This window comes from Oceanisphaera sediminis (assembly GCF_039539745.1).
Lineage (GTDB): Bacteria > Pseudomonadota > Gammaproteobacteria > Enterobacterales > Aeromonadaceae > Oceanimonas > Oceanimonas sediminis.
Genome location: NZ_BAABDS010000010.1, coordinates 279,899 through 291,872, shown reverse-complemented (window position 1 = coordinate 291,872; position 11,974 = coordinate 279,899). Strand labels below are relative to the sequence as shown.

The window sequence follows — 11,974 nt, the reverse complement described above, 5'->3', positions numbered from 1 at the left end:
GCGATAAAAAAACTGCAGGCCATTGCGGTCGAGCTTGACGGTACTCCAGGAATGGCTGTCAATCAGGCTGACAAAGTAGCGTTTAAGTTGGGCAGTCGTCAGGTTGTCCGGCGGGCAGTCAAAAAACGCGGCGATCCGCCTCACGGCACGGGCATAGGCGTCTATGGTTGCGGGTCGTTTGCCTTGCAGAGTTAAATTATTGAGATGCTGCTGATACAGCGCATCGAAGTGGCGTTGTTGTTGGCTATTCATCATGCTATCTCCAGTCCGCTACCACTCTGGTAGGGCTCTGAGATCAGTATGATAAGGAGCGCCATTTTTCTGCCGCGAAGCGGCTTAGTTCAACAAGTTGCTGCACACGGAAAAAATACTCGCTGCGCTCCCATTTTTCCGGTGAGCAAGGCGTTAAATTGCAAAGGAAGCAGTCTCAAGTATGAAGCCTCTAAAAGAGTTATGGTCTTTGGGAATTATCTGGATCAAAATAAAAATACAAAGCCCATTTTCAAATGGTGTCACAAAGGTGTTGCTATATACAGGTGCCGCGATTGTAGCTACACCATTACTTGAACATTTGTTATTTAGTGCAGTTCTTAAAAAGTGGCTGGGTATAGATCTGGGTGTTGAGGTGCCAGATACTGAAGCTTACATCACTGGGAGCATTTTGATGGTTCTGGGTGTAACTCATAATTTAATTTATCTTGCACTGCGAAATGAACGAGATGTTAAAATTATTGAAGCAAAGAACTCAGTTTATAGAGAGCTTTGGGACTATTGTGATAAAGCTATAGATGATGTGGTTAGACTGAGCCATTTGTATACATCCAAACCTTCACCTGATGATGAAAAATATGTTTCTCAAGCCGAAAACTCAGTCATCAAATATATGGGGTATTTGCGTCAACACAGACCATTCCTATTTTCAGAGGAATTCTACCAAAAAGGATGTGAATTAAATAAAATTTCTTGGTGGCAAATACAGTGTTTTAGAGCTTGTATGCAAATGAAAGAAAAACACCTGAAAGACGGCAACCAAGATTATGACTTTTACTTAGCAGAAAAAACAACTAATAAAGACATGGATCATTTAATAGAAAAGTATAATGGTTTTTGTGAGGAAATAAGGAAGTACGTAGAAGCAATTTAACAAGGCGTTAAAGTAAACGGACACAAAACAGCTAGCTGTGTTCGCTGCGCTCTCAATTTTAGCCAGCTATTTATGTGCCGCTTAACTCGGCGTTAGGCTAATTCACATTGGAGGTAAATGTTGGGAAATGTGATTCCTGAATTCACAGAGAGAGGTGAGCTTCCAGAAGGCATTCACCGTTGTAATGGTTTGCAATTCATAGAAAGATTTTGCCAAGACGAGTATAGAAAACCATTTGCTAAGTCGATTACTGATATATTCGATTTTGCGAAGGATAGAAATGCAAGGATTGTCTTTATTGGAGGTTCTTTTGTAACAGAGCGAGGTAATCCCTCAGATATCGATGTAGTAATTGTTCTTCGTGAAAAAGACCACATCCCTAGTAAAGGTGAACGGCTAATATTAAGTGGAAAACGGGCAGATATAATGTTCTGTTCGGAAGATGAACCTAAGATGATTGATGCATTTATTTCTCTGTTTTCTAGGGGGAGGTATGGTCAGAAATATGGTGTTATTCAAGTTGATTTATGCGGTGGAAACTCTGAATGGGAAATCAGGCATATGCCTGATGACGATACCCTTGAAGTGGTTAAAAGGGCATATTGCCAAAGAAAAGTTATAGACTTAAATGAATCTGAAGGTGTTCTAGTAACTATCCATGGTTTATTGAGCAATGCCTCATGGAATAGTGAGGTGGTTCCAATTTTTAGTAATGATGGTTGGACTGTGGCACCTTATTATTATGGGTATCAGACGCCAGATATTTTAATGAGGAGTTCGGAACGGAAGAGGGTGATTGATGATTTTCGTGAGTGGATCTTGTCAATAAAAGAGCAATATTGCGTATCTGCTGACACAAAAATATCAGTCATAGCACATTCGTTTGGTACATACATCATTGGTGCATATCTAGCTGGCTTTGAAGGTGATCCACCAGTAGGCTTTGAGTCAATAACTTTAACTGGGAGCATCCTAACCGAAGATTATGACTGGGACAGCATGGAAAATAAGTTTGCCGTTGGTCATGTCCGAAACGAAGTCGCACCAAATGACCAGTGGGTAAAGTGGATGCCGAATAATAACTGGTTGAAGCTAGATCCTCTATTTGGGCAAGCTGGGGTAAAAGGATTTAACTCAAAATCTGAACTGATCGAAGAAAACTCATGTAGCATTTATGACCACAATAATGTGATTAAACGAGATGTGATCCTTAAGTACTGGCTCCCATATTTAAAAGCTAATAAAGGTAAATACAATAACCGTGCATTTAAAATCTTAATGGATCGCGTGAGAACAGAATATCCGTTAAATAAAAATTAGCCTAACAAGGCATTGCAGCGGACAAGCCGCTGAATGCGGCGTTAAGCACCACAGAGAGGCAGCAAAGTTGAGCTCAGTAGTTTCAGAAGTTAATGTGTATTTTGAGGTTGTAAAAATTATTGTACAATTTGTCATAGGCGGCTTAGGTGCATTTGGTGGCTATCGAGCGGCTGTCAAAAAATTTTCTGAGACAACAAAAGATAGTGATAAAAATATTTTCACTATCTCTGTGACAAATGAAAGGGCAGCTTGGCGAAGTGAACTGCGTGAAAAAACAGCTGAATTTATTGAGCTTGGCTATCAGTTTATTGAAGGATCAGGCAAGTTGTCAGAACTTGGGAGTGTTAGATCTCATATCATTATGCGGCTTAATCCCAAAGCATGGAAATATAGCTTACAGCATTCTCTAGACCATAAGGTGTTAAAGGCAGTCAATTCTATTTATGTAGAGTGTGAAAGAGAGCGCTTAAATATTAATAAATTGAAGTCTGACATCGCTAGTCTTGAAAAACACGTACAAAATTTATTAAAACACGAATGGGATAAGTCTAAAATTGAAGCGATTGAAGGTCGAGAACGTAGTGCATAACAAGTCAAAGCACTCGGACTTGGCAAAGCTTTCATCTTTTTTGTTTCAAAAAAGCTGCCATCTTCGCCAAGCCGGTGTTTGAAGCGTTACAGGCTGGTGAAAATCATCCTTTGAGAAGGATCTGCGGCTGCAAGGGGCAATATCAGCCCTGATTGCGACGCTGAGCACGAATGCCAGAATACCCGCCGGCATTGGCCATTACCGGAGAAAAGCGATATGAAAATGGATCCTGCACCTTATCCCATCGGTACGCCCGGCACCCCCTGGGGCGAGGCGGAGCGCGGCGAGTGGCGGGCGTTGCAGCGTCGCCAACGCAGTTATGAAGCGGACGTATTGAGTGTGATCGAGCGGCTGCGTTCGCACTTTGATGTGCAGCAGTATGGCGAATTGAATGTTGGCGATGAACGTTTTCCACTGATGGCGATATGCAGCCGCGACTGGCAGGCCGATCTACCGGTGGTGCTGATTACGGGCGGTGTGCACGGTTATGAAACCAGTGGCGTGCACGGTGCTCTGCAGTTCGTCGATTTGCATGCGGCGGATTACGCGGGCCGGGTGAATTTGCTGGTCGCGCCCTGTGTCAGCCCCTGGGCTTATGAACGCATTCATCGCTGGAATGCGCATGCGGTGGATCCAAACCGTTCATTCCGTCAGGGCAGTCCGGCAGAAGAGTCGGCGGCACTGCTGCAACTGGTGGCGTCGGTGCGTGAGCGAGTGTTGCTGCATATCGATCTGCACGAGACCACGGATACCGACGAAAGGGAGTTTCGTCCGGCGCTGGCGGCACGGGACGCTAAACCTTATGAGCCTTGCGGTATTCCCGATGGCTTTTATCTGGTGGATGACAGCGAGCACCCGCAGCCCGCGTTTCAGCAGGCGGTGATTGAGGCGGTAGAAAAAGTCACTCATATCGCACCGGCGGATGATAACGGCGAGATCATCGGTTCACCCGTGGTGGCCAAAGGCGTGATCCAGTATCCACTCACTGAGCTGGGTCTGTGCGCCGGCATGACCAAGGCCCGTTACAAGACCACCACGGAAGTGTACCCGGACAGCGCCCGCGCCACGCCCGAGCAGTGCAATGCCGCGCAGGTAGCCGCCGTGTGTGCGGCGATAGACTACGTGCTGGTACACCGGTAGGGCTAGGCAAGTGTGGCCCTTATATTTTACATAAAGTTTGGCTGAGCGAAGTTTATTGTCACTGTTCGTGAGCTGCGTTCCGTTGTTTGGTGTTGGCTGATGATGTTGAGCGGTATCTGCGGGTCTGGATTGTTTGTGAGAGATCGCAAATGGATTCCCGCCTTCGCGAGAATGACAAAGGAGGGGTCGCGAGAATGACAAAGGAGGGGTCGCGAGAATGACAAAGGAGGGGTCGCGAGAATGACAAAGGAGGGGTCGCGAGAATGACAAAGGAGGGGTCGCGAGAATGACAAAGGAAGGGTCGCGAGAATGAGACAAAGGAAGGGTCGCGAGAATGAGACAAAGGAAGGGTCGCGATAATGACGGCAAAGAGAGACCGGGCAGCCGAGGTGTTTGGGCGTGCGGGGCATGTTGGCCTGCTGCGCAGGCCCTGCCAGCTAAAGCGGCAGCTACGGGTATCTTGTCTGTAAGCGTATTTGCCCCAATAAATTGGGGCCTACAGAGGGCGCATGCATTTTCGGCATGATAAAGAAAAGGCGGGCTTTTGCCCGCCTTTTGCGTTTATTTGCTGTGTCGTTCCTGCAGCTTGGCGACCACGTCGCTCAGTTGCAGGCCTTCCTGCTGCAGCAGCACCGTCAGGTGATACAGCAGGTCAGCAGACTCGCATACCAGCTCGTCATGGTCGTGCACCGTGGCGGCGAGGGCGGTTTCCACCCCTTCTTCACCCACCTTCTGGGCGATGCGCTTGGTGCCGCTGGCGTACAGGCTGGCGGTGTAGCTGGACTTGGGATCGGCGCCCTTGCGCCCGGCAATCACTCGCTCCAGCTCGGCCAGAAAGGTCAAATCGGGCACTTGCTGCTCGTTGAAGCAGGACACATTGCCCAGATGGCAGGTGGGGCCAACGGGCTCTACTATCGCCAGCAGGGTGTCGTTGTCGCAGTCGGTGCTGATGTCCTTGAGTTGCAGCACATGTCCGGAGCTTTCGCCCTTGGTCCACAGCCGGTTCTTGGTGCGGCTGAAAAAGGTAACCTGGCGGCTGTCCAGGGTCTTGGCCAGGGCGTCCTTGTTCATGTAGCCGAGCATCAGTACCCGGCCGCTGTGGCAGTCCTGCACCACGGTGGGCATCAGGCCATCTACCTTGTCCCAGTCCAGCTTGCCGGCATCAAATGCTTTATTATCAGTCACGAATTACCACTCCTTGCTGTTTCAGATACTGCTTGAGTTCACCGATATTGATGATGCCCTTGTGAAAGACCGAGGCGGCCAGGGTGCCGTCTACATCGGCCTCCAGAAAGGCGTCACGGAAGTGTTCCATTTCACCGGCGCCGCCGGAGGCGATCAGCGGTACCTTACAAATGGCGCGCACCTTGAGCAGTTGTTCAAGGTCGTAACCCTGACGTACGCCGTCCTGGTTCATTACGTTAAGCACAATCTCGCCGGCGCCGCGCTGCTGCACTTCCTGCACCCAGTCGAGGGTGCTCCACTTGGTCACCTGAGTGCGGCTTTCGTCACCGGTAAACTGGTGCACCTGATAGAGTCCGGTGGCTTCATCGAAGTAGGAGTCGATGCCGACTACTATGCACTGCACGCCGAAGGTGTCGGCCAGTTCGGTGATCAACGCCGGATTGCTCAGGGCAGGGGAGTTGATGGAAATCTTGTCGGCGCCGAATTCCAGCAGGCGGGCCGCGTCTTCCACCGACTTGATGCCACCGGCCACACAGAAGGGAATGTCGATCACTTCCGCCACCCTACTGACCCAGCTCTTGTCGACCACCCGGTCCTGGCTGCTGGCGGTGATGTCATAAAACACCAGCTCGTCGGCGCCTTCGGCCGCGTAGCGTTGCGCCAGCGGCACTATGTCGCCGATGATTTCATGGTTGCGGAACTTTACGCCCTTGACCACCTGGCCGTCCTTGACGTCCAGGCAGGGAACTATGCGTCTTGCCAGCATGATATTGCCTCCGCCACGGTGAATTTACCCTCTAGCAGGGAGCGACCCAGGATCACCCCGGCCACGCCGGTGCCCTTGAGCGCGTCCACATCATCGATGTTGCCGATGCCGCCGGATGCCTGCCACAAAATGGTGGGATAGCGGGCGGCCAGCTCGCGATAGAGCGCCACGTTGGAGCCGGTGAGGGTGCCGTCCTTGGAGATGTCGGTGCACAGCACATGGCACAGACCGGCCGGCAGATAATGCTCGAGCAGGGCTTCGATGGTGATGCCGCTGTCTTCCTGCCAGCCGGCGATGGCGATTTTTTTCTCGCCAAAGGGCGTGATGTTGATGTCCAGCGCCAGCACGATGCGGTCGGGGCCGTACTGCTTGATCCAGCTGGTCACCAGCTCGGGTTTCTTGACCGCGGTGGAGCCAATCACCACTCGCTGGGCGCCGATGTCGAGCAGATCCTTCACGTCCTGCTCGGTACGGATGCCGCCGCCAATCTGCACCGGCACCGGGGTGTTTTCAATCAACTGCCTGATCACCTCAAGCTGGCGTTGGCTGCTGTCTTTGGCACCGTCCAGATCCACCAGGTGCAGCTGGGTGGCGCCTTCGGCCACATAGAGGTCGAACCGCGCTTGCGGGGAGGCGGTGTATTCGGTTTTCTGCTGGTAGTCGCCCTGATACAGGCGCACCACCTTGCCACCAATCAAGTCTATGGCAGGAATAATCATGTGTTACGGCTCCAGAAAGTTTTCAGCTGTTGGGCACCTTGCCGCATCCGATCATTCAGGTCTATGGCGGGAATGATCATTTACAGCTCCAGAAAGTTTTTCAGCAGTTGGGCACCGGCGGCACCGGAGCGCTCCGGGTGGAATTGCACACCAAAGAAGTTGGCCTGGCCGATGGCGGCGCTGAAGGTCTGGCCGTGCTGGCTTGATGCCAGGGTGTACTCGCCGACCGGCACCGCATAGGAATGCACGAAGTAGAAGAAGCTGCCTTCGGGAATGTCCTTGAACAAGGGGTGGCCCGGCATGGGAGTGATTTGGTTCCAGCCCATGTGCGGCAGGCGAATACCCTCGCTGCTTTCCATGTGGGCGCAGTCGGCGTCGATTTTACCGAGGCAGTCCACGTCGCCTTCTGCCGAATGCTTGACCAGCATCTGCATGCCAAGGCAGATACCCAGCACCGGCTGTTCCAGCTGATTGATGAGCTCGATCAGGTTGCGCTCTTGCAGATTTTTCATCGCCTCTTTGGCGGTGCCCACGCCGGGCAGCAGCAGCTTGTCGGCGGCCAGCACCACGTCCGGATCGCGGCTGACGGTGACCTCGTAACCCAGTCGTTCGATGGCATAGCGCACCGAAGACAGGTTGGCGCAGCCGGTATCGATAATGACGACGTTAGTAGAAGAACTCACAGAACCCCCTTGCTGGAGGGCAGTTCATTGCCTTCCACCTTGATGGCCTGGCGCAGGGCGCGGCCGAAGCCCTTGAACACGCTTTCCACCATGTGGTGGGTGTTGTGGCCGGTGACCTTGAGGTGAATATTGGCGGCCAGGCTGTCGCTCAAGCTGCGGAAGAAGTGCGGCACCATTTCCACCGACAGATCGCCGGCCTTGTCTTGCCGGAAGTCACCTTCAAACTTCATGTAGGGGCGACCGGACAGGTCCAGGGTGACGGCGGCTTCGCATTCGTCCATCGGCAGCACAAAGCCGAACCGGCCGATGCCGCGCTTGTTGCCGAGTGCCTTGCGCAGTGCTTCGCCCAGTGCCAGGGCGGTGTCTTCCACCGTATGGTGATCGTCGATATGCAGATCGCCATCCACCGCCACTGTCAGCTGAAAACCACCGTGGGTGGCAATCTGATCCAGCATGTGGTCAAAGAAGTGCAGCCCGGTGTTAATCCGGTTGCCGCCCTGGGTGTCCAGATCGAGTGCGATGCGAATGTCGGTTTCCCTGGTGGTGCGGGTCACCTCGGCGGTACGGCCACGGCTCAGCAGGCGCGCCACTATCTCGGGCCAGCCCAGCTTCTCATGAGCTACGTCACCGTGCCCGTAATGCAGACCCGGCAGCCCCATGTTTTCGGCCAGCCCCATGTCGGTCTGACGATCGCCGATCACCCAGGAGTCGGTAAAGTCGATGCGACCGGTCTGCAGGTAGTCTTTTACCAGCCCCAGGCGCGGCTTGCGGCAGGCGCAGTCGTCGTGCTGAAAGTGCGGGCAGATCAGCACGTCCTGAAAGTGCACGCCCTGAGAGTCGAGGATCTGCATCATCAGGTTGTGTGGCGCGTCAAAGTCGGCCTGCGGAAAGCTGTCGGTACCCAGGCCATCCTGGTTGGTGACCATCACCAGTTTGTAGCCGGCGTTCTGCAGCGTGAGCAGGGCCGGGATCACACCGGGCAAAAAGGCCAGCTTGTCCAGCCGGTCCAGCTGTTTGTCTACCGCCGGCTCTTCAACCATGGTGCCGTCGCGATCGATAAATAAGATACGTTCCTTAGTCACTTATTGCTCCTGTTGCAGTACCTGAAGTACCGCGTCCATTTCGGCCTGGTTGCCGATGGTGATTCGAATGCAGTCGGAAAGCCCCGGCTTGCTGGCAAAGTCGCGCAATATGATACCGGCCTTGCTCATGCGGGCAAAGAGCTGGGTGCCGGGCGTGAAACGCACCAGTACATAGTTGCCGTTGGCGGCGAATACCTGCTCAACCTGGGACGAGGCGGCCAGTTGTTCGACCAGCGTGGCCTTGAGCGCGTTGATGTCGGCCACTCGGCCACGCATGGTGGCCAGACCCGGCTCGCTCAGCGCCTGGGCGGCAATCTGGGCCACCGGCTCGGGAATGGGGTAGGGGGCGATGACCTTCAATAGCAGACCGATGACCTCGGGATTGGCCAGGGTGAAACCACAGCGAATGCCGGCCAGACCAAAGGCCTTGGACAGGGTGCGGATCAGCACCAGCTGCGGATAATCGGCCAGCAGCCCGGCCTGAGTGGACTCGGGGCAGAATTCGATGTAGGCCTCGTCCACCACCACCAGGGCGCGGTCTTTGGCGGCGTTTAGCAGGCGCAACAGGCCGGCGCTGTTCACCAGATCGCCGGTGGGGTTGTTGGGCGAGCACAGAAACACCAGCTTGACCTGGTCGAGCTGTTTGATGATGCCGTCAAAGTCGGGCTGGCGATCGTCATTCAGCGGCACCTCTAAGATGCCCACACCGTTGGTTTCGGCGCTGATGGCATACATGCCGTAGGTGGGGGTGCAGATCAGGATATTGTCCTGGCCCGGTTCGCAAAAGGTGCGGATCAGCAGCTCTATGCCTTCGTCACCGCCCCGGGTCACCAGCAGTTGCTCGGGGTCTACCCCGGCATAGGTCGCATAGGCATTGATGACCTGGGGGGGCTGACACTCGGGATAGCGGTTCAGGCGTGCGCAATCCAGCTGGTATTCACCGCTGTCGGCCGCTTCGTTGGCGTTGAGCCAGATGTGGCCCTGGCCACCGATGCGCCGCGCCGACTGGTAGGGGGTCAGGGCCTGCACCTGGGTACGGGCCAGTTGGGTGATGCTCATGCTTGCTTCTCCAGTTTGGCAAGCCGCAGGCTCACCGCATTCTTGTGGGCATCCAGGGTTTCGGTGGCCGCCAGCAACTCGACCGCCGGGCCGATGGCACGCAGCCCGGTTGGGGTCAGTTCCTGCACCGTGAAGCGACGCTGGTAATCGGCCAGCCCCAGGCTGGAATAGGTGCGCGAATAGCCATAGGTCGGCAGGGTGTGATTGGTGCCGCTGGCATAATCGCCGACCGACTCCGGCGTCCAGGCGCCGAGAAAGATGGAGCCGGCATTCTTGAGATCCGGCAGCAGGGCGCGCGGCTCGGCGGTTTGCACTATCAGGTGTTCGGGGGCATAGGCGTTGGAAATCGCCACGGCCTGCGCCAGATCGTCACAGATAAAGGTACGGCTCTCGCTCAGGGCCTGACGGGCGATATCGGCGCGAGACAGCTGCGCCAGCTGTTGCTCCAGCGCGGCGTTGACCTGGTCGGCCAGCGCGTTGCTCGGCGTCACCAGTATCACCTGGGAGTCGGGGCCGTGCTCGGCCTGAGACAGCAGATCCGAGGCGATAAAGTCGGCATCGGCGGTGTCGTCGGCGATCACCAGCACTTCGGAAGGGCCGGCGGGCATGTCGATGGCGGCGCCGTTCACGTCCGATGATACCTGCTGCTTGGCCTCGGTCACCCAGGCGTTGCCGGGGCCGAAAATCTTGTCCACCTTGGTGACGCTCTCGCTGCCGTAGGCCATGGCCGCCACCGCCTGGGCACCGCCCAGGGTATAGATGGCATCCACGCCACAGCGACGGGCGGTATAAACGATGGCGTCGTTGATCGGGGGCGGCGAGCAAAGTACCACCCGCTCGCAGCCGGCCAGGCGGGCCGGAATGGCCAGCATCATCACGGTAGACACCAGCGGCGCACTGCCGCCGGGGACATAGAGGCCGACCTTTTCTATCGGCTGAAAGTGCAGCTCGCAGCGCACGCCGGGGCTGGTATCCAGCGCGATGTGCGTCGGCAGTTGGGCCCGGTGAAAGGTCTCGATGTTGCTGATGGCAAGCTCGATGGCGGCCTTCAGATCTGTACCGACCCGGTCGGCGGCCTCATCGATTTCCTGCTCCGACAACTGCAGTGTGCTGCGCTCGGCGCGGTCCAGCGTGCGGGTCAGTTCAATCAGGGCGGCGTCACCGCCCTGACGTACTTTTGCAATAATGTCGGCCACCTGGGCTTCGCGCCCGCCCTGCGCCAGGGCCGGGCGACGCAGTGCCTGTGTCTGCTCGGTGATGCTCAGTTGATTCCATTCGAGAATATTCATGGTTTACTCCATCATCTTCTCGATGGGCAGCACCAGAATGGACGAGGCGCCCAGCGCCTTGAGGCCTTCCATGGTTTCCCAGAACATGTCTTCGCTGCTGACCATGTGAATGGCCACCTGGTTGCTTTCGCCGGCCAGTTGCATGATGGTGGGGCGCTCGGCACCGGGCAGCAGATCGATTACCGCTTCCAGCCGATCCTTGGGGGCGTGCAGCATGATGTATTTGCTTTCGCGCGCCTGTTGCAGACCTTGAATACGCGGCAGCAGCTTGTCGATCACCTGTTGCTTGGCGGTCGGCAGCACGTTGGCGCTTTGAATCAACACCGCCTTGGAGCGGAAGATGACATCGGTTTCGACCAGGCCGTTGGCCTCCAGGGTGGCACCGGTAGATACCAGATCGCAGATGGCATCGGCCACACCGGCGCGTGGGGCCACTTCCACCGAGCCGTTCAGCATCACGCTCTTGAATTTGACGCCCTGACTGTCCATGTAGCGCTTGAGCAACCAGGGGTAGGAAGTGGCGATACGCTTGCCTTCCAGGCTTTGCGGGCCCTGGTAATCAAACTCCTGAGCCACCGCCAGCGACAGCCGGCAGCCGCCGAAGTCGAGTCGCTTGAGTTCGCTGTATTCCGCGCTTTCGCCTTGGGCCTGGCGCTCCATCAGGGTTTCTTCCAGTACGTTTTCACCGACCACACCCAGGTCGACCACGCCGTCCATCACCAGACCGGGAATGTCGTCATCGCGCACCAGCAGCAGATCGATGGGCATGTTTTCGGCGTGGGCAATCAGACGCTGTTCACGCAGGTTGAGTTTGACGCCACAGCCCTTGAGCAGCTTCTGGCACTCGGTGCTGAGGCGGCCGGATTTTTGAATGGCGATGCGAAGACGATTTTGATCCAGTGTCATGATGTTGTGTTCCCTGTCAGTAAAATAAAGTCTGTAAATCACGTAAAACAAAAAACCCCCGGAGCAGTTGCTTCCGAGGGTTTAGGATTTCT

General features: G+C 55.1%; 13 protein-coding genes. 4 read left to right on the top strand and 9 right to left on the bottom strand.

Annotated features, from left to right (window positions below):
* Window positions 1–255: site-specific integrase (locus ABD827_RS05250; protein ID WP_344962993.1), on the bottom strand; the 255-nt coding region annotated here is incomplete at its 3' end.
* A 178-nt stretch (window positions 256–433) separates the two neighbouring features.
* Here ABD827_RS05250 and ABD827_RS05245 point away from each other — a divergent pair.
* The 4 genes from ABD827_RS05245 (at window position 434) to ABD827_RS05230 (ending at window position 4,193) form a co-directional block, all read left to right on the top strand.
* Window positions 434–1,144 carry a hypothetical protein gene (locus ABD827_RS05245; RefSeq protein ID WP_344962991.1) on the top strand — a complete coding sequence of 237 codons (711 nt, stop codon included), beginning with the start codon at window positions 434–436 and terminating at the stop codon, window positions 1,142–1,144.
* 117 nt (window positions 1,145–1,261) lie between these two features.
* Entirely contained in the window at window positions 1,262–2,464 is a 1,203-nt protein-coding gene (locus tag ABD827_RS05240; RefSeq protein ID WP_344962989.1) for a DUF6932 family protein, read from the top strand.
* A gap of 67 nt (window positions 2,465–2,531) precedes the next feature.
* Window positions 2,532–3,053, top strand: a complete 522-nt coding sequence (locus ABD827_RS05235) for a hypothetical protein (protein WP_344962987.1) — start codon at window positions 2,532–2,534, stop codon at window positions 3,051–3,053.
* Window positions 3,054–3,269: 216 nt separating this feature from the next.
* The gene (locus ABD827_RS05230; RefSeq protein WP_344962985.1) at window positions 3,270–4,193 is read left to right on the top strand and encodes a M14 family metallopeptidase; all 924 of its coding nucleotides are present in this window, start codon (window positions 3,270–3,272) and stop codon (window positions 4,191–4,193) included.
* A gap of 561 nt (window positions 4,194–4,754) precedes the next feature.
* Here ABD827_RS05230 and hisIE read toward each other — a convergent pair.
* The 8 genes from hisIE to hisG all read right to left on the bottom strand — a co-directional run bounded on the left by hisIE (window position 4,755) and on the right by hisG (window position 11,876).
* Window positions 4,755–5,378 carry a bifunctional phosphoribosyl-AMP cyclohydrolase/phosphoribosyl-ATP diphosphatase HisIE gene (gene hisIE, locus ABD827_RS05225; RefSeq protein WP_344962983.1) on the bottom strand — a complete coding sequence of 208 codons (624 nt, stop codon included), beginning with the start codon at window positions 5,376–5,378 and terminating at the stop codon, window positions 4,755–4,757.
* Entirely contained in the window at window positions 5,371–6,144 is a 774-nt protein-coding gene (gene hisF, locus ABD827_RS05220) for an imidazole glycerol phosphate synthase subunit HisF (RefSeq protein WP_344962981.1), read from the bottom strand. Before hisF ends, hisIE begins: the two co-directional genes overlap by 8 nt.
* Complete coding sequence (gene hisA / locus ABD827_RS05215; protein ID WP_344962979.1) at window positions 6,126–6,863, bottom strand: 1-(5-phosphoribosyl)-5-[(5-phosphoribosylamino)methylideneamino]imidazole-4-carboxamide isomerase; 738 nt, start codon at window positions 6,861–6,863, stop codon at window positions 6,126–6,128. The genes hisF and hisA overlap by 19 nt, the downstream gene beginning before the upstream one ends.
* A gap of 80 nt (window positions 6,864–6,943) precedes the next feature.
* Window positions 6,944–7,546 (bottom strand): imidazole glycerol phosphate synthase subunit HisH, encoded by a 603-nt coding sequence (gene hisH / locus ABD827_RS05210; protein WP_344962977.1) that lies wholly within the window; start codon window positions 7,544–7,546, stop codon window positions 6,944–6,946.
* The gene (hisB, locus tag ABD827_RS05205; protein ID WP_344962975.1) at window positions 7,543–8,628 is read right to left on the bottom strand and encodes a bifunctional histidinol-phosphatase/imidazoleglycerol-phosphate dehydratase HisB; all 1,086 of its coding nucleotides are present in this window, start codon (window positions 8,626–8,628) and stop codon (window positions 7,543–7,545) included. The genes hisH and hisB overlap by 4 nt, the downstream gene beginning before the upstream one ends.
* A complete protein-coding gene (gene hisC / locus ABD827_RS05200) occupies window positions 8,629–9,687 on the bottom strand; it encodes a histidinol-phosphate transaminase (RefSeq protein ID WP_344962973.1) in 1,059 nt (352 codons plus the stop codon).
* Window positions 9,684–10,976, bottom strand: coding sequence for a histidinol dehydrogenase (gene hisD, locus ABD827_RS05195; protein ID WP_344962971.1), 1,293 nt, complete (start codon window positions 10,974–10,976; stop codon window positions 9,684–9,686). The genes hisC and hisD overlap by 4 nt, the downstream gene beginning before the upstream one ends.
* 3 nt (window positions 10,977–10,979) lie before the next feature.
* Entirely contained in the window at window positions 10,980–11,876 is an 897-nt protein-coding gene (gene hisG, locus ABD827_RS05190) for an ATP phosphoribosyltransferase (RefSeq protein ID WP_298722809.1), read from the bottom strand.
* Between the last annotated feature and the right edge of the window lie 98 nt (window positions 11,877–11,974).